Annotated in this window: 18 protein-coding genes and 4 pseudogenes; 17 read left to right on the top strand and 5 right to left on the bottom strand. The window is 44.1% G+C overall.

What is annotated here, in order from left to right; genetic code table 11:
• Positions 1 to 23: 23 nt before the first annotated feature.
• From A3712_RS01925 to A3712_RS01895, 7 genes are all read left to right on the top strand, one after another.
• Entirely contained in the window at positions 24 to 860 is an 837-nt protein-coding gene (locus tag A3712_RS01925; RefSeq protein WP_063522048.1) for a DUF4198 domain-containing protein, read from the top strand.
• 117 nt (positions 861 to 977) lie between these two features.
• A complete protein-coding gene (locus tag A3712_RS01920; protein WP_063522047.1) occupies positions 978 to 1,313 on the top strand; it encodes a hypothetical protein in 336 nt (111 codons plus the stop codon).
• Entirely contained in the window at positions 1,310 to 1,870 is a 561-nt protein-coding gene (locus A3712_RS01915; RefSeq protein ID WP_063522046.1) for a DUF6162 family protein, read from the top strand. The genes A3712_RS01920 and A3712_RS01915 overlap by 4 nt, the downstream gene beginning before the upstream one ends.
• Before the next feature lie 16 nt (positions 1,871 to 1,886).
• Positions 1,887 to 2,822 (top strand): metal ABC transporter solute-binding protein, Zn/Mn family, encoded by a 936-nt coding sequence (locus A3712_RS01910; protein WP_063522045.1) that lies wholly within the window; start codon positions 1,887 to 1,889, stop codon positions 2,820 to 2,822.
• Entirely contained in the window at positions 2,822 to 3,556 is a 735-nt protein-coding gene (locus tag A3712_RS01905) for a metal ABC transporter ATP-binding protein (protein WP_063522044.1), read from the top strand. Before A3712_RS01910 ends, A3712_RS01905 begins: the two co-directional genes overlap by 1 nt.
• Complete coding sequence (locus A3712_RS01900; protein ID WP_063522043.1) at positions 3,556 to 4,431, top strand: metal ABC transporter permease; 876 nt, start codon at positions 3,556 to 3,558, stop codon at positions 4,429 to 4,431. The genes A3712_RS01905 and A3712_RS01900 overlap by 1 nt, the downstream gene beginning before the upstream one ends.
• A gap of 2 nt (positions 4,432 to 4,433) precedes the next feature.
• Positions 4,434 to 5,357 carry a hypothetical protein gene (locus A3712_RS01895; protein WP_063522042.1) on the top strand — a complete coding sequence of 308 codons (924 nt, stop codon included), beginning with the start codon at positions 4,434 to 4,436 and terminating at the stop codon, positions 5,355 to 5,357.
• 112 nt (positions 5,358 to 5,469) lie between these two features.
• Here the strand turns inward: A3712_RS01895 and A3712_RS01890 are convergent, their stop codons facing one another.
• Positions 5,470 to 5,673 (bottom strand): DUF2986 domain-containing protein, encoded by a 204-nt coding sequence (locus A3712_RS01890; protein WP_063522041.1) that lies wholly within the window; start codon positions 5,671 to 5,673, stop codon positions 5,470 to 5,472.
• A 132-nt stretch (positions 5,674 to 5,805) separates the two neighbouring features.
• On the opposite strand from A3712_RS01890, the pseudogene A3712_RS01885 reads away from it, so the two are divergent.
• From A3712_RS01885 to A3712_RS01875, 4 genes and pseudogenes are all read left to right on the top strand, one after another.
• Positions 5,806 to 6,033, top strand: a pseudogene (locus tag A3712_RS01885) (GNAT family N-acetyltransferase); the annotation flags it as partial.
• Positions 6,025 to 6,174 (top strand): annotated as a pseudogene (locus A3712_RS27655) (helix-turn-helix domain-containing protein); the annotation flags it as partial. The pseudogenes A3712_RS01885 and A3712_RS27655, both read left to right, overlap by 9 nt.
• Before the next feature lie 231 nt (positions 6,175 to 6,405).
• Positions 6,406 to 6,750, top strand: a complete 345-nt coding sequence (locus A3712_RS28130; RefSeq protein WP_063522040.1) for a winged helix-turn-helix domain-containing protein — start codon at positions 6,406 to 6,408, stop codon at positions 6,748 to 6,750.
• A 154-nt stretch (positions 6,751 to 6,904) separates the two neighbouring features.
• A complete protein-coding gene (locus A3712_RS01875; protein WP_063522039.1) occupies positions 6,905 to 7,246 on the top strand; it encodes a helix-turn-helix domain-containing protein in 342 nt (113 codons plus the stop codon).
• Between the two features lie 101 nt (positions 7,247 to 7,347).
• On the opposite strand, the pseudogene A3712_RS01870 reads toward A3712_RS01875, so the two are convergent.
• Both A3712_RS01870 and A3712_RS01865 read right to left on the bottom strand, forming a co-directional pair.
• Positions 7,348 to 8,499, bottom strand: a pseudogene (locus tag A3712_RS01870) (MFS transporter).
• A 262-nt stretch (positions 8,500 to 8,761) separates the two neighbouring features.
• Complete coding sequence (locus tag A3712_RS01865; RefSeq protein WP_063522038.1) at positions 8,762 to 9,793, bottom strand: AraC family transcriptional regulator; 1,032 nt, start codon at positions 9,791 to 9,793, stop codon at positions 8,762 to 8,764.
• 368 nt (positions 9,794 to 10,161) lie between these two features.
• Between A3712_RS01865 and A3712_RS01860 the strand changes: the two genes are divergently transcribed.
• Both A3712_RS01860 and A3712_RS01855 read left to right on the top strand, forming a co-directional pair.
• Positions 10,162 to 11,769, top strand: a complete 1,608-nt coding sequence (locus A3712_RS01860; protein WP_063522037.1) for a long-chain-fatty-acid--CoA ligase — start codon at positions 10,162 to 10,164, stop codon at positions 11,767 to 11,769.
• On the top strand, positions 11,762 to 13,438 hold the full coding sequence (locus A3712_RS01855) for a GMC family oxidoreductase (protein WP_063522036.1): 1,677 nt from the start codon (positions 11,762 to 11,764) through the stop codon (positions 13,436 to 13,438). Before A3712_RS01860 ends, A3712_RS01855 begins: the two co-directional genes overlap by 8 nt.
• Before the next feature lie 115 nt (positions 13,439 to 13,553).
• Here A3712_RS01855 and trxC read toward each other — a convergent pair whose 3' ends face one another.
• Positions 13,554 to 13,988, bottom strand: a complete 435-nt coding sequence (gene trxC / locus A3712_RS01850) for a thioredoxin TrxC (RefSeq protein ID WP_063522035.1) — start codon at positions 13,986 to 13,988, stop codon at positions 13,554 to 13,556.
• 123 nt (positions 13,989 to 14,111) lie between these two features.
• Between trxC and A3712_RS01845 the strand changes: the two genes are divergently transcribed.
• The 3 genes and pseudogenes from A3712_RS01845 to A3712_RS01835 all read left to right on the top strand — a co-directional run bounded on the left by A3712_RS01845 (position 14,112) and on the right by A3712_RS01835 (position 17,013).
• Positions 14,112 to 15,209, top strand: coding sequence for a ketoacyl-ACP synthase III (locus A3712_RS01845; protein ID WP_063522034.1), 1,098 nt, complete (start codon positions 14,112 to 14,114; stop codon positions 15,207 to 15,209).
• 23 nt (positions 15,210 to 15,232) lie between these two features.
• Positions 15,233 to 15,750 (top strand): annotated as a pseudogene (locus tag A3712_RS01840) (GNAT family N-acetyltransferase).
• Positions 15,751 to 15,780: 30 nt separating this feature from the next.
• The gene (locus tag A3712_RS01835) at positions 15,781 to 17,013 is read left to right on the top strand and encodes a glycosyltransferase (protein WP_063522033.1); all 1,233 of its coding nucleotides are present in this window, start codon (positions 15,781 to 15,783) and stop codon (positions 17,011 to 17,013) included.
• Between the two features lie 72 nt (positions 17,014 to 17,085).
• Here the strand turns inward: A3712_RS01835 and A3712_RS01830 are convergent, their stop codons facing one another.
• Positions 17,086 to 17,961, bottom strand: coding sequence for an endonuclease/exonuclease/phosphatase family protein (locus tag A3712_RS01830; protein WP_063522032.1), 876 nt, complete (start codon positions 17,959 to 17,961; stop codon positions 17,086 to 17,088).
• 303 nt (positions 17,962 to 18,264) lie between these two features.
• Here A3712_RS01830 and nrdD point away from each other — a divergent pair, with 303 nt between their 5' ends.
• Positions 18,265 to 20,385, top strand: coding sequence for an anaerobic ribonucleoside-triphosphate reductase (gene nrdD, locus A3712_RS01825; RefSeq protein WP_063522031.1), 2,121 nt, complete (start codon positions 18,265 to 18,267; stop codon positions 20,383 to 20,385).
• Positions 20,386 to 20,492 lie beyond the last annotated feature (107 nt).

Here is a 20,492-nt window from a genome sequence, read left to right as displayed (position 1 = left end):
TATTATAAATAATGGAATTGAACATGATGAAACAGACAAAAATTAAGGCGCTTGCACTAGCGGGTGTTATGGCATTTGGCTTAGCAGCGACGACAACAGCACAAGCTCACCCACGTTGGATCCTGCCATCTCACTTCACTGTATCTAAAGAAGGTGGTGATTGGCTAACGTTCGACGTAACTGCGTCTCACGGTACGTTTGTGTTTGATAAACCTGCTGGTAGCGAAAATGCTCATGTCATCATGCCAGATGGCCGCAGTGAGCGCCCTAACTTTGTGATTCGTGGTAAGCGTCGTTCAATCTTCGACTTCTACTTCGAAGAAGAAGGTACGCACAAAGTGGCTATCAACAACTATCCGTCATACTACACACAGTACAAAGCGGGTCGTCGTGACACCGTGAAGTGGGTTAAAGCAAACAAAGCTGAGCGCGATTCAGTGCTACCAGAAAAAGCACGTGACGTTGTAACACAAATCAGCTTCACACGTGCTGAAAGCTACATCACAGTAGGTAAGCCATCAGATTCAGTCTTCAAAATTGAAGGCAAGCTACTTGAAATGAAGCCTATTACACACCCTTCAGACATCATCGAAGACGAACCAGTAACATTCCAGTTCTTCTACAACGGTGAAGTTCAGAAAGGTGTTACAGCGGAAATCACTCGTGAAGGTACACTTTACCGCAACCACCAAGAACAGATTGACGTGGTGAGCGATGAGAATGGTGAAATCACGTTTACTCCAGACGTCGCGGGTCGTTACGTAATGAAGGCGAACTACAAAGGTGAGTTGATTGACAACCCACTGGCGGACAAAGCGAGTGTCAACGTTCACCTAACGTTCGAAGCTTTACTTCAATAATCGATGACATTGGGGGCTAGTCTCCCGCTTAAACAACTTAAAAAATTAAGGGCTCATTTGAGCCCTTTAACGCTCAGTTTATGGCTGAGAATTTGCACTGTGGCTAGGGTACAAACCATGACAATAAAAACAAAACTGAACGCTTTAATAACGCCTTGCTTAGCATTGGGACTTGGTTTCGCGGCATTACCTGCACAAGCACACTTCCCATTGATGAATTGCTGGTTTGAAGGAAAAACCGTTGCTTGTGAGGCGGGTTACTCTGATGGCAGCAAGGCGATTGATTATGCGGTTGAGATGTACGATTACGAAGACAACTTGATTGCAAAAGAGATAACTGATAAGCGCTCTATCGTTGAGTTCCCACATCCAGACACCGAGTTTTACCTGGTGTTCGATTCTGGCCACGAATTTCCTGTTGAAGTTGATGTCGTAGAGATCAGCGAAAAATGATGATTCAAAGCGTACGTGCCGATACTGGTGGTAGAGAGGGTAAATGGGTTGGATTGATCATTGTATTCATCCTTTGCTTTGCAACCGTCGCGATCCCATTTCATCAGGCGGAATCTCACGTGAAAGCCGCACTTGAGCATCAAGTTCTAGTAACGGATGTTGAACAAGAAAACTTGGCGATGCTATCAGAGCTGCGTTTGGCTCATGAAGAAATTCGTGACTTGCGTATGGACTTAGATGGCGAATGGCCAAGTGTTATGTCACTTAAAGATGGATGGGTTGCGCCATTCGTAGAAGACCAGAGTTGGAAGCGCAAAGGTTCTCATGCTTGGCTACTGGACGAGCGTGGTTATTATTTTTCCACACCAAATGAACTTGGCTTTGCGGATTCTTTTATTCTGAACGCGAACAGCGTTTCTCCTGAAATTTGGATTTTCTTTGGTGGCGTAGCAAAACAGCCTAGTGCTTTTGACGAGCACACACTTGAATCTAAAGGCTGGAAAATGGTTGTGAATGAATCAGAAGTTGAACAGCATCATGCAAGCGATGCTCACTAAAAATAAGAGATTTACTATGCGAATTATGACCCTGTTCATGTCGTTTTTAGCGGTGTTCATGGCACCTTATGCATTAGCAAAAGAATGCACGGTCGACAGTAACAAGCTGACGATTGGTATCACACTTCAACCTTACTACAGCTATGTGAAAGCCGTAGTCGGCGATAAAGTGAACATTCTTCCTTTGGTTGACGCTGGTTTTAACCCACATAACTACCTACCACAACCGAACGACCTGAAACGATTGAGCCAGATGGACGCAATCGTAGTAAACGGTATCGGTCACGATGACTTTGCGCTTAAAGTCATTGCAGCAGCGCAACGTGATGATTTGGTTGTGATCGAGGCAAACAAAGAAGTGCCTTTACTTCCGGCTCTTGGGCAATCTGTTGGTCAGGGGGCTGTTAACCCGCATACCTTCGTTGGGCTTTCGACAACCATTCAGAAGGTTTACACCATTGCCAGTGAAGTTTCTAAACTTGACCCAGATAACGCTGCGTTTTATCGCAAGAATGCGCGTAAGTACGCAAAGCAATTTCGTTTCATGAAACGTGATGCGATGTTGTCATTAGGTGAGTTAGATACATCAGGCATGAAGGTTGCGACTACACACAATGCTTACGGTTACATTCTTCAAGAGTTTGGTGTTGATGTCGCGGCGGTAATCGAGCCAGCACACGGTGTTGAGCCAAGTGCTAGCCAACTTCAAGAGACGATCGAGAAGATTCGCGCATCGGGCATTGATGTTCTCTTCTACGAGTTGAACATGCCAAACCGTTTTGTTGACACGATTGAAGCGGAAACAGGCGTTCAGCTTTACCGTTTCTCACACATGACACACGGCGAATATGAAGTCGACAAAGTCGAAGTTGAGATGAAGAAGAACCTAGAAACCTTAATCGAAGCAATGAAGTTTGCGGCAGAGAACCAATCTAAAAGCGGGAATGCATAATGCTAGGTCCATCAATCTCAATTAATAAACTGGGTCTGCAGTACGATAACAATGTGATTCTTGATGATATCTCGCTAGAACTCAAAGCGGGCGAGTGTCATGTGATCATGGGGCCAAATGGCGGTGGCAAGACTTCTTTGCTGCGATCTGTACTTGGACTGACGCCTTTCTCTGGAGCGATCAACATTCATTGGCCAGAAAAGCCAAGTATTGGTTACGTGCCTCAAAAAGCGACATTCGAGTCGAGCTTACCTTTGACGGTCATGGACTTTGTTCTGCTTAATCAGACGCGAATCCCTCTGTTTTGGCGTCGTAAATCAAAGCAGTTAGATCTTGCTCTCGCGCAGTTAGATCGCGTTGGTATGGCCACTCGTAGCGGCCGCCGCATGGGACAGTTGTCCGGTGGTGAACAGCAACGCGTGCTGTTTGCTCAAGCGTTATTGGATAACCCAAGCTTACTGGTATTAGATGAACCTACGACGGGCATGGACGAGCAGGGCGTTCGCTATTTAGAATCGCTGATTCGTGAATGTGTTGATGAAGGCCGAACGATTCTAGCGGTGCACCACGATGTTACTGCGGTACGTCGACTTGACGCGAACGTGCATGTCGTTAACCGATTCTTAGTGGATAGTGGCCCACATGAGCAAGTACTGCATCCAACGAAGATCGAAAGCTTATTTCAGCACTACACTAGTGGCTCTGTAATGACAGAATCGAAGGAGGTTGCGTAATGGATTGGTTACGACAACTTGCCATTAGTGGTGTGGAAGCAGGTTTATTATCTGAAAGCTTTATGTATGCCTTCATGGTAAATGCTTTGGTTGCAGCCTTATTGCTTGGCCCTCTGTTAGGCGGTCTTGGTACTTTAGTGATTGCTAAGCGTCTAGCTTTCTTTTCTGAAGCTGTCGGACACGCGGCTTTAACCGGTATCGCAATCGGTGTTCTGCTTGGCGAGCCGCCAGAAAATCCGATTATCGGGCTGTTTAGCTTCTGTATGATCTTTGCTCTGCTTTTGCACTTTGTAAGAAACCGAACCAACGTGCCATACGATACCTTGGTTGGTGTGTTCCTTGCGCTGGCATTGGCTGTGGGTGCAGCGTTACTCATGTACGTGGCACGTAAGATCAATATTCACATGCTTGAGAACGTATTGTTTGGTTCGATCCTTACGGTAACAGATCAAGACTTAGCGATTCTCGCAGGCAGTTGCGCGATCATCATTTTGCTTTTGATACCGACATTCAACCGTATCTTGCTTACCTGTATCAGTCCTGATATTGCGAAGGTTCGAGGTTACAACACCAGTTTCTACGACTACCTGTTTGTCATGATGATCACGTTAGTCACGATTGCTGCCGTGAAAATCGTAGGTGCAGTTCTAGTGGGTGCGTTATTGCTGATTCCAGGTGCGACAGCTCGACTATTAACCAAGCGCATGGGTAGCTTTGTGTTGTTATCAGCATTGCTAGCGACCCTTGCGTGTTTGGTTGGCACGGTATTACCAATGGAACTGAAATTGCCAGTACCGTCGGGTGCTTCAATCATCATTGTTTCTGCAACGTTTTTCCTTGCAGCAACGCTATACCGAATTGTAAGAAAGGCGTAACCATGACTTCTTTGATGAATCGTATCTCGAGCTCAGTAACAGCAACTGCTCAAGTCGGTGTGCTTGGCAGTGTGTTAATAGCTGGCTCGTTGGTGTCAATTAAAGCGAATGCAGAAGATATTCTAACGAGTACACCTGTAACCTATGCACTAGCGACAGAGCTAACTAAAGGCACAGACATCACGACTGAGTATCTGCCACCAAAGCGCTATGGTATTGATCGTCTGCCGAATTGGTTTGGTACCAAGGGGGCAAGCAAAGTTCTTAAGTCTGGCGAAAAGGCGACCGTTGCTCTAACATTGTCATCGATCTGGCAAGCCGACCCGACATTTGTATACGCAAGACAAGGCAATATCCGTTTGGTTGAGGTGGATGCGGCTCAAGCGATTACGCCGCGATCACAAGGTGTTGCAGCAATTACGTTATCGAATGGTGAAGTGTCTAAGTATGCTTGGTTAAATCCAACCAACTTAACGCGCATGGCTGCGATTGTGGCTGATGACTTTAAATTATTGTGGCCAGAGCAGGCTGAGGCTATTGATAGTAATCTGCAGCGCGTAATGTTGGATGTTCGTGAACTGATTAACAAGCAACAAGCTGTATTGCTTGATAACGAAGTAGACTCAGTACTCTTGCTTTCAGAAAGCTTGGAGGATTTTGCGTCTGGTAGCCAACTGTATGTTGAAGACCGCATGTTTAAAGCAGAGCTTGTATGGACAGAACAGGACAAAGCGAAACTTAAAGCGATGTTTTCGGAAGATGATGCACTATGGCTTGTGACAGCGAAAAAGCCGAGCAACTTGATTAAGTCTCTAGTGCCTAATGAGCGTATTTTAGTAGTGGACTCAGTCGATCGTTGGGGTAGAGCAGGAATCAGTGCACAGGCACCATTCTCTCGTTGGGAAGTAAAGCTATTCAAAGGTTAATCAACGAGATTAAATACATCAGGATCAAAAAAGCAGCCTAAATAGAGGCTGCTTTTTTTGTACTTACCTTTTAGCAAAAAGTCAGGTAAGAATTCACAGTGAGAACTTAGTCTTACTCTGCAGCTTTAGTTTCTTCAGCTTCAACAATTGCTTCGACAGCACCTTCCGTTTGCGCTGCTTGAGCCTGTTCTTCTGCTTCCATTTTTGCGCGTTCAGCTTTAGAAATGTAGCGAGGCTTATTACTTGTATGCAGTTTAGAATTCGCTTTTTTCTGCTTCTTTTTTAGAATTTGATTAATTTTTTTCTTACGGTTCATTACTGCATAGCCTTGTATTTAGTTTAGGCGGTTGAGGATAATCATTTTAGCTCTAGAACTCAATATTTACATGGTATTCAGCAAGGAAATGTCGTCATGTAGGCAGTCGAAATCGCTCGTTTCAGATTAAGAATGATTACAACTGAGGATGCTGAATTCATCCTAAGGTTATATAGCTCAGAAGACTTCTTGCGTTATATCGCAGATAAAGAGATAACCAACACGGCAAAAGCTGAAGAGTATATCGAGAACAACATCCTTAAGATGCATCAATAGAAGGGTGTCTGTTTGTTGATGGTAGAACTGAAAGCAACCTCAACGCCAATTGGAGTTTGCGGATCAATTACGAGGACCAGTTTGCTAAAGTAACAAGATTGGTCAGTATCTATGATTGCTAATCGTCTCGTTGATAAAGACCCCTATAATTTGTCTCACCGTTTTAAGAAACATTTTGGCTTATCACCTAGTCAATACCGTAAGAATTATCGGCTCACAAGCTAACTATATGATCTGAAATATAAAGTAAAATGTAGGGTAGTATGAAGAGCCCATTTAGCTCTGAACCCGCTTTTAAATATGATATGAAATAGTGTTTATTTGTCTTGTCTGATAACCAAGAAATGCAGTAGATATACTGTGTTTTTCAAGGTTGGTGTTATGTAGTTTTCCCTCACTTTTATGACCATACCTAGTTCAATCGATATGGTTGAACCACAAAATAAGAGGTAAGTAATGCTACATGATGTAACAGATATGCCGGATTTTACTACTGAACAAAAAATCGTTGTGAACAGTAGGGAAGTGAATACTAAAACCAAACTGGTTAGAAAGGAAGATAATGGTTCAATTGTAGGCACCTTGTCTGAGCCTCATCGTAAGGTACTTTTTTATCTCTATCAGAACAAAGGCGCAGTTGTTAGCAAGAATATTCTTAAGCGTGTTGGGTGGCCTGGGAAATCGGTAACATCCGCGTCAGTACTGGTTGCAATCTATGAGATTTGCAGAATTGTAGACTGTAAATGCCTGTGCACCATACCCAATGAAGGCTATTTGTTGGAGCTCAGACCTTGCTGTTAATATACTATTAATATTCTAATAATAAATTTTTAATCTCTTTACCGTGCACGCATCTTTCATTATCTTCGAATTCAAGCGTCCATTTATAAGTGACGTTATTAAACACATCTCTTAATAAAGTTGTATCGTTAGTTGCTCTGTTAGGTAATATTATATGAATACGAACTACTCCCCTGTCATTGACGGTATACGTGAAGAACAAAACGAGGTCTTGGAAGTAAATGGTGAGGTTATTGAGCTAAATACCGAGCTCATACGCAATTTGGAAAATGGTTATATTGTAGGAACGATGCCATTGGCTTATAGAAAGATGATTCTTGCTATGAATCGTCATCGTGGACAACTATTCAGTGTGCCACAGTTAAAAAAAATCGGTTTGGAAGGTGAGAAGGTCACCAACTCTTCAGTGATTGTCGCTATTTCAGAGATACGTTCTATTCTTGGTAATGGCTTGATCCTAACGATCACTGGCGAAGGCTATGTGTTCCAACCCTAGTGTAACCCTCTAAATATCGTGCACAAAAAGGGCGCTTCATTTGGACGTATTGTCTTTAGTGAAGAGCCCCTAAGTGTATCGCTCAAAAGTAAGGTAACGACTTATTCGCCCGCAATTTGTAGATGAGAGCGTTTAAGGCTTGCAAACAACATGTAAATCGTCGTCGCTAGTAACGATGCAAACAGATAAGTGAACAACCCTGCTTGTGAATCCATGAAGCTATCTGCCACGATCGGACCTGCAACAGAGCCAATGCTGTAGCAAAGCAGCATGATTTGAGTTACTGATACCAAGTAGTTTGGATCTAAGTTCCGACTGCCCAAGTTAATAGCAATTGGGTATAGCGCGAACGTTGCCATACCTAGCACGAATAGGCTCATACCTAACACGTAGAAATCATGCTAAATGGTTAACACGCCAATGCTTGCTACGCCAAGTAGGCAAAACAGAGCCATTAGTAACACCTGACCTACATGGTGAGATAACCAAGTCACCATCGGCTGTACAGCCATACCACCCATGATCACTAACGTCATCAAACCACCAATGTCTTCATGCGCAATGTTACGTTGAGCAAGCTCTACAGGCATTAAACCGTAAATTGCACCCAGTGTAAGACCTGATACGATGCAGCCGATTAACGCACTGTGACTCAATTTGCTGATCTGTTTTAGAGATAAAGACTGAGCATCATGGATCTGTGGTGGTGTCGCTTGTCCGTACATAAGCACAATGATCGCGCCGAATAGCAGAGTGAACATGGCAATAAAAGGTACACCGCCAGTAATACCTAGATAACCAATACCTAACTGACCAACTGCAGAACCGCCGTACAGTGAACACATGTAAATCGCTAAGCGCTTTGCACGTTGTGATTCGTCACCGCTCATTAACCATGATTCAACAATGACGAAAATACCCGCAACGGACACACCTGCAACAAAGCGCGCAATTAGCCACACTGCTTGGTGTGGGATTAATGGCAACACAAGGGTCGTTACGATAAACACGCTCAGTGCCATTACAAACGCGTCTTTGTGGCCGATACGTGCAATCGCACGCTCAATCAATAAAGTACCCGCTAAAAGGCCTGCATAAAAGGCACTCGCCAACCAACTCGATAGATTACTGTCTAGGCCGTATTCAGATAGCATTAATGGCAATGAGCTCATTAGGTAGCCTGAAGCGATCGCGTAGAAAGACAGTGCAATAACTGGAACGGTTATGCGAGTTGTTGGTTGGATGTTGTCCAATGCAGGAGCCTCCGAAAGTGTGAGAAACAATGAATTTTCCGCGACTATGGGGGTGAAACTGAATTGGGTAAAACGAATAAAAATGTTCGTTAAGATAAAAGAAATTTGTCGACTGATGAAACTAAAATACCGTTGCAACATTTGGTGATTTTACGAGATTTTATGTGGTCAAAAAGCCTTTAAACCCTTGTTCATTGGCTTTTTAATTGAGAGGTTGAAAACAAATTTATTTGTAGCGTTGAAATTAAATTTTAAGTGCAGTTTATGATAAGAGTGCGTCTTTTCGGTATTGACGTGGTGAGCTGCCACTCCATTTACGAAATGCGTGACGGAAGTTGGCACTGTCAGAAAAACCGACACGCTCAGAAATGTCTTCAATGCTCATTTTTGTCGACGATAGATAGTGTCGAGAAAGATGGAAACGAACGTGATCGAGTATTTTCTGGTAGCTCGTACCGGCCGCTTTAAGATGGCGACGCAAAGTGCGAGAAGACATGCCCAACTCTGAGGAGATCGACTCTATTGATGGGTAACATCCAGGTCTCTCAAGAAGCATTTGAGATACTTTCTCTTTCAGGCTGGTGGAGGCACTTACTTTTGCCAACATGTCATCACACGACTTGAGACACATTTGTAATGTGATGGTATTCGCTGTAGGCAGAGGAGAGTGCAAGCTGGTCGCATCAAATTGCCATTCAAGGCGGTCACTATTAAATTCAACAGGGCAACGGAAAACCTCTGTATAAAGCTCACCGTACTTTGGCTTCGGATAAGGGAAGCGGATCACTTGCGATGGAAAGGGCTGTTGCAGCACTTCTTCACATAGACTTAGGATCGCCGCAAACCAATACTCACAACAAAATGGCAGTACAGAGTCTAAGTCGACCAGTTGTTCTGCGCGAAAGTACCCAACGTTATCCTCTACAGACATCGTCTTTCTCAGTACGGGGCCGGCAAGTTGTAAATATTTGAATCCGATCAGTAAAGCATCTAATAGCGTTTCGCTACTGAACACTGCATAGCCCAACACACCAAAGTCGCTAAATCGTGCCTGCTGACCAATTCGTAAACCTAATCCGCCTTGATCCGTGTTCGCTAGTGCGTTACTGAATACCGCCAACTTTTGCGCCAAAGTAATGTGAGTATCTGGCGTATTGAGCTGAATATCATCAATATTGCTGCCTCCCAGTAACGTTTCGATACTGAGAGCCGGTGACGTGTAACGATGCAGTAGTTGAAGGTCAAGAATACCGAATGCTTGCATATCAGGTTCATAGACTGCGGTGTATTCCATAGAATTCCTCTTGTTGAAGTTTGTCATCTTAACCGAACTCTTAACATTTTTGCCTCTCGTCTGTTCTCACTTCCCTAAGTTAATTCAAAACTTTTATTCGTGAGTTCGAAGTTTTACTTGGCTTATTAGAGCTGTGTCCGAATATCACCGGTTTTTGTCTTTTTGAAACCTGTTCGGGATGTTATCAAAATGTTGTAATTTCACAAGTTGCATATTGGTTCGTTTCCAACATCTTGCTCAATAATCACTTTTATTTACGTGACGCTCCAATATGCGACTACCGTAGCAACAAAGTCAAAACTCATTAACACGATTAAACGTCTAAGGCGAATGTGACCGCTAGGTCCTGCCAAACAAGGAGATCATGGATGCACAATCTTGCTGTTAATTTAGAACGAAGTGCTTTACTTTTTCCAACCAAAGCCGCCCTACGTATGGGGGCGGATGAAGTCAGCTTTGCTCAGTTGGAACAACTTGCAGGGAAGGTCGCTGCAAATCTAAAGCGACTTGGATTAAATAAAGGGGATAAGGTTGCACTGTCTTGTCCTAATGTGACTTATTTCCCCATCGCATATTATGGCATTCTGAAAGCAGGCTGCGTTGTCGTCCCTTTAAACGTGTTGTTTAAGGCGAGAGAAATTGCTTATCACTTGAATGACTCTGACGCGAAGGCCTACCTTTGTTTTGAGGGGACTGATGATCTTCCTATTGGGCGTTACGGGCTACAAGGCTTTGAACAAGCAAACAACTGTGAGCATTTTGTCTCTATGCCAATCCCGTCAGGTAGAGACACTTGTTCTGAAGAACCCCCTGAAAAGAAGGAAGTCATAACCGATTGGTTGAGACAGCCTTCAGAAACCTTTGAATCTATAGCCTGCCATGGAGATGATACTGCGGTCATTCTGTATACCTCAGGTACTACTGGCCAGCCAAAAGGGGCTGAGTTGTCTCACACCAACATGCAAACCAACGCAATGTCCTCGCAGTATCTGATGAGATTGGAATACAGCGATACAACAATGGCAACACTTCCTCTGTTTCATAGTTTTGGTCAAACCGTAATGATGAACGCAAGTGTGTTGACGGGTTCAACTATGGTCTTGATTCCACGCTTCGAACCATCATTAGTGATTGAAGAGATCATTAGCCATAAAGTAACCGTGTTTGCTGGCGTTCCTACCATGTATATCGCACTGATTAGAGCGGGAGAAGAATCTCCTGATGCTTCTGAAAAAACAAGCAAACGTTCTGAACAGGTTAAGCATAGTTTGAGATTAGGCGTGTCTGGAGGAGCGTCTATGCCACTTGAGGTGATTCGTCAGTTTGAGTCGTGCTTTGAACTGCCAGTATTGGAAGGTTACGGGCTATCTGAAACAGCGCCGGTCGCGACCTTTAATCACATTGATGGCGATCGACTGCCAGGTAGTGTCGGCCAACCACTGTGTGGACATCTTATCAAGATTGCTGATGTAAAAGGCAACTCGGTCGCAATGGGAGAGTTGGGCGAAGTGTGTATTAAGAGCCCAAGTGTCATGAAAGGCTATTATCAACGACCTGAAGCAACGTCAGAAGCGATCAGAGATGGCTGGTTTTTAACGGGTGATATCGGGCGTGTTGATGAGCACGGGAACTTGTTTATTGTTGACCGTGTTAAAGACATGATTATCCGTGGCGGCTATAACGTGTACCCGAGAGAGATCGAAGAAGTGTTGATGTTTCACCCGGATGTCGAGATGGTGGCTGTGGTTGGCGAACATCATGAGCAGTTGGGGGAAGAGATTCATGCCCATGTGGTGCTACATGAGCATACACAATGTGACAGCAAAGCGTTAATGGCATGGTGTCGAGAGCAACTGGCCGATTACAAATACCCTCGTAAAGTATTCATTCGTAGCGCGTTACCCATGACGGCAACAGGAAAAATCTTAAAGCGAGAGCTACATCCTTTAGAAGTTGCAGAGGCAATCAATGGATAACTATGATTTTATTATTGTAGGCGGTGGTTCTGCTGGGTGTGTGATGGCTTCTCGATTGTCAGAAGCCCCAAGTACTACTGTTTGTTTGCTCGAGGCTGGTTGCAAAGACACGAGCCCCTTTATTCATACTCCAGTTGGCGTTGTGGCGATGATGCCGACCAAACTCAATAACTGGGCTTTTGAGACGGTTGAACAGCCGGGCTTAAATGGTCGTAAAGGTTATCAGCCAAGAGGGAAGACGCTTGGTGGGTCGAGTTCTATTAACGCCATGATGTACGCGCGAGGTCATCGTTATGACTATGACACTTGGGAAAGTTTAGGTAATGCAGGATGGGGCTACGAGTCATGCCTACCTTACTTTAAGAAAGCGGAAAACAACGAAGTACACAAAGATGAGTACCATGGTCAAGGAGGTCCCTTGAATGTGGCGAACCTTAGGTCACCGAGCCCAATGTTGGAACGCTACTTGTCCGCGTGCGAATCGATCGGTGTGCCTCGCAATGAAGACATCAACGGTGCTACTCAGTTTGGTGCGATGCCGACTCAGGTTACTCAGCTGAACGGTGAGCGATGCAGTGCAGCCAAGGCCTATTTGACGCCAAACCTATCTCGTCCCAACCTAACTGTCGTAACTAAAGCGACGACTCATAAAGTCTTGTTTGAAGGTAACAAAGCGGTTGGAGTTGAATACGGTTCTAACGATAAGCTTTACCAGATTCGATGTAACAAGGAAGTCATTCTATCTGCAGGCGCTTTCGGATCCCCTCAACTGTTGTTGCTGTCGGGCGTGGGCGCTAAAGATGAGTTGGCGGAGCATAGCATCGATCAAGTACATGATCTGCCAGGAGTGGGTAAGAACCTACGAGATCATATTGATTTGGTGCACTCTTATAAGTGCTGCGAAAAGCAAGAAACCTTCGGTATTTCGTTGCAAATGGCCGCTGAATTGACCAAAGCATTACCTCTGTGGCACAAAGAGCGCCGTGGAAAAATGAGCAGCAACTTTGCAGAAGGCATTGGTTTTCTTTGTTCTGATGATCATATCGCAGTGCCGGATTTGGAGTTTGTATTTGTCGTTGCTGTAGTGGATGATCATGCGAGAAAAATCCACACTAGTCATGGCTTTACATCACATGTCACCTTGCTGAGGCCAAAAAGCCATGGCGCCGTAACACTCAATAGCTCTGATCCTTACGACCCACCAAAGATCGACCCAGCGTTTTTCAGTCACCCTGATGACATGGAAATCATGATTAAAGGGTGGAAGAAGCAATATCAGATGCTAGAAAGCGAAGCGTTCGATGATATTCGTGGTGATGCTTTTTATCCGGTCGATGCCAATGACGACAAGGCGATTGAACAAGATATCCGCAATCGTTCAGATACTCAGTACCACCCTGTAGGAACCTGTAAAATGGGCACCGCAGATGATGTTCTGGCAGTAGTGGACACAGATTTAAAAGTTCATGGGCTAGAGAGTTTACGAGTCATTGATGCTTCGATTATGCCGACACTTGTCGGTGCGAATACCAACGCGCCAACCATCATGATCGCAGAGAAAATTGCTGACCAGATCAAAGAGCAATATGGTTTGAATGAACAAAGCGACGTGAATCAGAAGAGTGATTTGAATAAACATGAAGCAGGCGAAAAAGTAAACACGAATTGAGTGTTTAACAGACAATCAAGATAAATTGTTGGCTTAATCTAGGTTATGAAGCCTTATTCGTTAGGGGGCTCATAACCTATTTTTTTTGCAAGTTAATGAATGAATTTAGGTAAACTTATTTAGCCAAAGCTTGATTAAGCCATTGATCAAATTGACCTTTCGGCAAAGCACCGTTGATCGTATCAACACGTTGACCGTTCTTAAACACCATTACCGTTGGGAGGCTTCTGATTTGATACATAGCCGCCAGTTGCTGTTGAGCTTCGGTATCGATCTTAACAAATCGAACATCGCCAGCACGCTCTTTCGCGACATCGCTAAATACAGGTGCGAATCCTACACATGGATTGCACCATGTCGCCCAAAAATCGACAATGACAGGCTGTGAACTGTTTAAAATAGCTTGGAAATTCAGTGACGTACCTTCGATTGGTGCGCCGTCTAGAAGTGCATTTTTGCACTTACCACAAGTAGGGCTTTCTGAAATTCTTTCTGAAGGAACTCGGTTTACGCCACCGCAAGCAGGGCAACGAGTGTTGAATGTAGACATAACTTTCTCTTTTTTATTGCATTTCCGTGGCTAACGCGATTTACGAATCACGTACGGAACGCTTATACTGTTTAAAACATGAATAAGATACTCAAATAAAAACAAACAATAAACAGGTAAATGATGACAAAATTTTACGCCGAAATTACGGGCTGGGGAAAGTGTCTGCCACCAGCTGTGCTGTCCAATGATGATTTAAGCACATTCATTGATACGTCTGACGAGTGGATTCGTACTCGAACTGGTATCGAAAACCGTCGTATCAGTCATGTAAATACCTCTGAGCTAGCGACCGTTGCTGCTCAGCACGCAATGGCGTGTGCTGGCCTAACGGCTGAAGACATCGATCTAGTTATCGTTGCGACGTGTAGCCCAGATTCTCTTATTCCAAATACTGCATCGAAAGTTCAACAGAACTTAGGTATCAAGAGCGCTGCGGCTTTTGACCTTAATGCAGCGTGTACAGGCTTCATCTACGGTGTTGAAACAGCAACTCGATTGATTCAAGCGGGCAACTACCGCAACGCTATCGTTGTGGGTGCAGAGCGTCTTTCATTCTTCATCGACTGGACCAAGCGAGATACTGCGGTTCTATTCGGTGATGGTGCGGGTGCAGTCGTACTTTCTCGCACTGGAGAGCAAGTTGGTCTCCAAGAAGCGCAAATCGGCTGTGATGCTGAAGGCCGAGACATTCTAGCGGTGCCTAAGTTCGGTACTTCTATGGACCGTTTTGCGGCTGATAATGGTTACTGGGACTTCGATTTCGTAGGTAAAGAGATCTTCAAGCGTGCAGTTAAAGGCATGGGGGCGGCTGCGCATACCGTATTGAGCCGCACAGGTATCTCAACAGACAACATTGATGTTGTAATTCCACATCAGGCGAACATCCGAATTATTCAAACGCTTTGCGATATGGCTGGTATTGAGCGCGAGAAAGCCTTTGTGAATATTCAAAACTACGGCAACACGTCGGCAGCGACCGTGCCAATTGCTCTATGTGAATCACTAGAGCAAGGTTTTGTTAAGCCTAATTCAAATATCTTGGTTGCAGCATTTGGTGCTGGTTTAACTTGGGGCGCAGGCCATATTAAATGGGGTGCCCGTGTAGAGCCGTTAGGTCAATCAGATGCCAAACTGCCAGAAGTAAAACAATCAGCATTAGAGCTATTAGAGAAGGCCATTTTACACTGTAAAACACGCCCTAACTCAGAAAGTGATTAGCAGTTATGGTGCAAGTTCGTCTAATGGATAAAGCTGACCTTGGTTGGCCGCTTTAGTTCACCAAGCTACTTTTGTTCGAAAACAAAACTCGAAGGATTGGTTACAATGTAACACAAATGCTGCGCCACGTTTTCGTATCTTTGTTGCAGAAAGTGAAGGTGAGATTGTTGGTAACATTATATGGGTTCAAAAGAGGGGTTTTTGACCTGAAGCTGTTTTAGAGTTGGAGCAACTTGCTGTGTTACCGAGTGCGTAAGGGCAAGGGTTTGGTAAAAAGCTGATTCTAGATTCTTTGCCGCTAGTGAAGCAGAAACTTGCAGAGCAAGGCTCGACACTAAAACATGTATTAGTGACCACCAGGGCGGACAACTTTGCACAAAAGCTGTCTCAATCTACATTGGGTGCAGAAGTCGAAACTACGATTTCAAATCTATACTCTGTGGATGAAGTGCTTATGATAGCTCGCAATGTCGGTGAGCGAATCGCTGAGTTTTTAGAACTTATTATAATTATCAGTAAATGTTCAATAAGGGGCTTCTAGAGTCCCTTTTGTTATTTCTTAGGAAGTGTTTTGAAGAAAGTTTTAGCAATTGGCTACGTTTGGCCAGAACCGAATTCATCGGCGGCTGGCAGCCATATGATGTCACTTTTACGCCTGTTTAAGCGACAAGGCTGGTCTGTTGAATTCGCAACGCCTGCTCAAGAGACCGATCATATGATCGATCTCTCTGAAGAGGGTATCACGAGCCAATCTATTGAACTGAATTGCGATAGCTTTAATCAGTACATCGAACAGCTACAACCTGATGTTGTCATGTTTGACCGTTTTATGATGGAGGAACAATTTGGTTGGCGTGTTGAGAGGGTATGTCCTAATGCCTTTAAGCTATTGGATACTGAAGATTTACAGTTTCTACGTAATGCTCGACATGAAGCTGTTAAAAAAGAGACAGATCTGACGAAAGAGCACCTTTACAGTGAGCTGGCCAAGCGTGAAATAGCCGCGATTCTGCGCTGTGATCTTTCGTTAATCATTTCAAGCTATGAGATGGAGCTGCTCCAATTTGAGTTCAATATCGATCCAAAGCTTCTACATCATCTACCTTTCATGGTTGATCTTAATACTTTGCCTGAACGCACGAAAAGCTATGAAGAACGTAAGCATTTCATGACGATAGGTAACTTTAGGCATGCACCTAACTGGGATGCAGTGCTTCAGTTACAGAAGATTTGGCCGAAGATTCGTAAGCAGTTGCCTGATACTGAGCTTCATATATACGGTTCATACCCGCCGCCAAAGGCAACCGCTTTGCATAATCCAAAAACCGGTTTCCACATCAAAGGTTGGGCTAAAGATGCCCAAGAAGTGATGGAAGAGGCACGTGTATGTGTTGCGCCATTACGTTTTGGTGCGGGCATTAAAGGTAAATTGCTTGACGCGATGAAGCTGCAAACCCCGAATGTGACGAGTCAGATTGGCAGTGAAGGCATGCTACCGCAAGGTGAACTGCAATGGCCGGGTGCGATGGCTGATGATATCGATGAGTTTGTGACTGCAGCAGTTGAGCTTTATCGCGATAAAGAAAAGTGGCTTGAAGCCCAAAGCCAGTGTCACTCTATTCTTGAAGCTCATTACGAGCAAGATAAGTTAGGCAATCAATTGATCGAACGATTAACTGCGTTAGTTTCTGAGCTTGATTCGCACCGATTGGATAATTTCTTCGGTTCAATGCTCAAGCACCACACCATGGCAAGTACCAAATACATGTCACAGTGGATAGCTGAAAAAAACAAGACTAAGTAGCTGATACAGCTCAAATGAAATCAAAAGCCCTTAGGTTAACGCCTAAGGGCTTTTTGTTTGTTGGGAGCATAATTACTTGATTGTCGTTGTAACTGGACAGTGATCGCTGAGTTTGTAGTCCAGAACATCTTGTGTTTTGAATACTTGTTGTTTCGCAGGATCTGCATTCAATGATTTACTCAACACAATATGATCAATAATAGAGCGGAACTGATGCGTGCGATGGTTGTTGCGGTTAGAGCGTACTTTGCAGTCTGCGCGTGTCTTTCGTGTCGCTAACTGCGCATCAGTATATTGTGTTAACTCTTCCCACATCCAATCTCGTGAGTAAGCGAGGTTATGGTTAAAGTCGCCAAGAATAGCGTAGTCTTCGTTATTGCGCTCTCTTTGCTTTATCCACTTGTTCAATTGCTGAGCTTGCTCTTTTAAACGTGAGCAATCGCGGTTGGACTTATAAGCACCGCTGCATCCTGCCTTTAAATGAACAGATAGCATGTGAATGGGTTTAGTCTCTGTCTCTATAACGATATAGCTGGCAAACCTAAGTTTACTGTTGGACGTAGTTTCAAGCGGAAAGTCGGCGTAGTCGGTGAAGGTTACTCCTTTACGAACCGCAAACCCAGTATATTGGTTCATTTCTTTAAATTGGTGGTTGCTGTTCTTAGGTAGAGACCGGTCAGACATTAAGATCTGATATTGATCACCAGCCACACGCTGCATGGCATTTACGTCATCGACTTCTTGAAACGCAACCACATCGGCGTTTAAGGATTGAAAATACGTTCCGATTCTATCGAAGTCGGCTTGCTCTCGTTTATCAGAAAACTTATTCACAGCCTCGTTGGTTGATAACCATTCGATATTCCAACTGGATATGGTTAGAGGTTCAGCGATTGCTTGGTTACCGATTAGGCAGCCTAACATTAACCACTTTTGTAGTCGTTTCATCCCAAATATCCCTAAATTTGTCGACCAATATTGATGAGCCGTTATCCTACAACACTTACCAAAAATTCAACTCTTTTTAGCAGTTTTTTTATTGTTACATTGTTTCTTTTCGAGTTGAGAACTAGCGTAATAATATTGAATTGATCTTAGTCAGCGTTCTCTTTTTATTGATCCAAATCAATACTCAAGTTTGGTGGTTCTCGTTAAATACGCCACAATATCTAGTGTTAGTTTAACGGTAAATCGCTCTATATAGTGTGTTTGTGGATAAGTCGGTGAATACCTCAAGAGTAAGGAGAAGTGGTGAAATCAATCGTAATCAAGCGTGATGGCTCAAGAGCTCCATTCAGTAGAGATCGCATCCAGGCTGCAGTGGAAGCAGCATCAGACAAAACCGATAAGGAAATTGCTATTTATGCATTGAATGTGGCATTAGCAGTTGAGTTGAAGCTCGAAGACTACGATGAAGTTCATATCTCTGAAATTCAAACCATGGTCGAGAACGAGCTAATGCAGGGACCATATAAGTCTCTAGCACGCGCATATATTGAATATCGTCATGATCGCGATATTGCACGTGAAAAGCAAAGTGCGTTAACTCGTGAAATCGAAGGTTTGATCGAAGAAAGCAATGTTGATCTAATCAACGAAAACGCGAACAAAGATGGCAAAGTAATCCCAACTCAGCGTGACCTGCTAGCGGGTATCGTGGCTAAACACTATGCAAAAACTCACATTTTGCCACGTGACATCGTACATGCTCACGAGTATGGTGACATTCACTACCACGATCTCGATTACGCGCCGTTCTTCCCAATGTTTAACTGTATGCTTATCGACTTGAAAGGCATGTTAACGCATGGCTTCAAGATGGGTAACGCGGAAATCGATACGCCTAAGTCTATCTCTACCGCAACGGCAGTAACTGCGCAGATCATCGCACAAGTGGCGAGCCATATTTACGGCGGCACAACGATCAACCGCATCGACGAGGTTTTAGAGCCTTACGTGATGGCAAGTTACGAGAAACATTTATCGTTAGCGAAAGAGTGGGACATTCACTGCCCAGAAGCGTTTGCTATCTCTCGCACTGAGAAAGAGTGTTACGACGCATTCCAATCTCTAGAATACGAAGTAAACACACTACACACCGCTAATGGTCAAACGCCATTCGTTACGTTTGGTTTTGGCTTAGGTGAAAGCTGGGGCTCGAAACTGATCCAGCAATCTATCTTGAAGAATCGCATTGCAGGTTTAGGTAAGAACCGTAAAACAGCCGTGTTCCCTAAACTGGTCTTTGCTATCAAAGATGGTTTGAACCACCAGCAACAAGATCCAAACTACGATATCAAGCAACTGGCACTCGAGTGTGCGTCTAAACGTATGTACCCAGACATTCTTAACTACGACAAGGTAGTAGAAGTGACAGGGTCATTCAAAACACCTATGGGCTGCCGTAGCTTCTTGAATACATACGAAGAAAACGGCGAGCTTATCCATGAAGGCCGTAACAACTTAGGTGTTGTGAGCTTGAACTTGCCACGTATTGCGATCAACGCAAAACAAGATATGGCTAGGTTCTACGAGTTGCTTGATGAAAAACTGAAGCTTGCTCGTCGCGCATTAGAAACTCGTATTTCTCGTCTAGAAAATGTGAAGGCACGTGTTGCTCCAATCCTATATATGGAAGGTGCATGTGGTGTTCGCTTGAAAGCTGATGATTCGATTGCAGATATCTTCAAGAACGGCCGTGCTTCTGTTTCTCTTGGTTACATTGGTATCCATGAAGCGATGACTGCACTTTACGGCACTGAAGTTCATTTGTACGATGATGGCGAAATGCGTGCTAAAGCGCTTGAGCTAGTGGAGTACATGAAGCGTGAAGTGGAATCTTGGACGAAAGAGACAGGTTACGCGTTCAGCCTTTACGGCACACCAAGTGAAAACCTATGTAGCCGTTTCTGCAGCATCGATACCAAAGAGTTTGGTGTGATTGATGGCGTAACAGACCGTGGTTACTACACAAACAGCTTTCACTTAGATGTACAAAAGAAAGTGAACCCATACGATAAGATTGATTTCGAGATGCCTTATCCTGAAATTTCTAGCGGTGGTTTCATTTGTTACGGTGAATTCCCTAACATGCAGAAAAACATCGAAGCGCTAGAAAACGTATGGGATTACAGCTACACACGTGTTCCTTACTACGGTACCAACACGCCGATTGATGAGTGTTACGAGTGTGGTTACAACGGAGAGTTCGATTGTACGAGTAAGGGCTTTACCTGTCCTAAGTGTGGCAACCATGACTCAACTAAAGTATCAGTAACACGCCGTGTTTGCGGTTACCTTGGTAGCCCAGATGCTCGACCATTTAACTTCGGTAAGCAAGAAGAAGTTAAACGTCGCGTGAAGCACCTTTAGTGAGCTTTAAGAGTGTAAGCTAGCTTACTTAGAAGATCTACGTTTCACGATACAAGATTGGTATCGGCTCAATGTCGATACCAATTCATTGGTTTCACTACTCGTTA

Origin of the sequence: Vibrio sp. HI00D65, from assembly GCF_001635455.1 — a bacterium.
Taxonomy (GTDB): domain Bacteria; phylum Pseudomonadota; class Gammaproteobacteria; order Enterobacterales; family Vibrionaceae; genus Vibrio.
This window is presented reverse-complemented; position numbering and strand designations above follow the sequence as displayed.

What these genes read in the sequence shown, in the direction of transcription:
- A3712_RS01895 (WP_063522042.1), top strand. Translation starts at nt 4,434, where the DNA reads ATGACTTCTTTGATGAATCGTATCTCGAGCTCAGTAACAGCAACTGCT.
- A3712_RS01845 (WP_063522034.1), top strand. Translation starts at nt 14,112, where the DNA reads ATGACAAAATTTTACGCCGAAATTACGGGCTGGGGAAAGTGTCTGCCA.
- A3712_RS01890 (WP_063522041.1), bottom strand. Translation starts at nt 5,673, where the DNA reads ATGAACCGTAAGAAAAAAATTAATCAAATTCTAAAAAAGAAGCAGAAA.
- A3712_RS01905 (WP_063522044.1), top strand. Translation starts at nt 2,822, where the DNA reads ATGCTAGGTCCATCAATCTCAATTAATAAACTGGGTCTGCAGTACGAT.
- A3712_RS01875 (WP_063522039.1), top strand. Translation starts at nt 6,905, where the DNA reads ATGAATACGAACTACTCCCCTGTCATTGACGGTATACGTGAAGAACAA.
- A3712_RS01915 (WP_063522046.1), top strand. Translation starts at nt 1,310, where the DNA reads ATGATGATTCAAAGCGTACGTGCCGATACTGGTGGTAGAGAGGGTAAA.
- A3712_RS28130 (WP_063522040.1), top strand. Translation starts at nt 6,406, where the DNA reads ATGCTACATGATGTAACAGATATGCCGGATTTTACTACTGAACAAAAA.
- A3712_RS01910 (WP_063522045.1), top strand. Translation starts at nt 1,887, where the DNA reads ATGCGAATTATGACCCTGTTCATGTCGTTTTTAGCGGTGTTCATGGCA.
- trxC (WP_063522035.1), bottom strand. Translation starts at nt 13,988, where the DNA reads ATGTCTACATTCAACACTCGTTGCCCTGCTTGCGGTGGCGTAAACCGA.
- A3712_RS01865 (WP_063522038.1), bottom strand. Translation starts at nt 9,793, where the DNA reads ATGGAATACACCGCAGTCTATGAACCTGATATGCAAGCATTCGGTATT.
- A3712_RS01900 (WP_063522043.1), top strand. Translation starts at nt 3,556, where the DNA reads ATGGATTGGTTACGACAACTTGCCATTAGTGGTGTGGAAGCAGGTTTA.
- A3712_RS01860 (WP_063522037.1), top strand. Translation starts at nt 10,162, where the DNA reads ATGCACAATCTTGCTGTTAATTTAGAACGAAGTGCTTTACTTTTTCCA.
- A3712_RS01925 (WP_063522048.1), top strand. Translation starts at nt 24, where the DNA reads ATGATGAAACAGACAAAAATTAAGGCGCTTGCACTAGCGGGTGTTATG.
- A3712_RS01920 (WP_063522047.1), top strand. Translation starts at nt 978, where the DNA reads ATGACAATAAAAACAAAACTGAACGCTTTAATAACGCCTTGCTTAGCA.
- A3712_RS01855 (WP_063522036.1), top strand. Translation starts at nt 11,762, where the DNA reads ATGGATAACTATGATTTTATTATTGTAGGCGGTGGTTCTGCTGGGTGT.
- A3712_RS01830 (WP_063522032.1), bottom strand. Translation starts at nt 17,961, where the DNA reads ATGAAACGACTACAAAAGTGGTTAATGTTAGGCTGCCTAATCGGTAAC.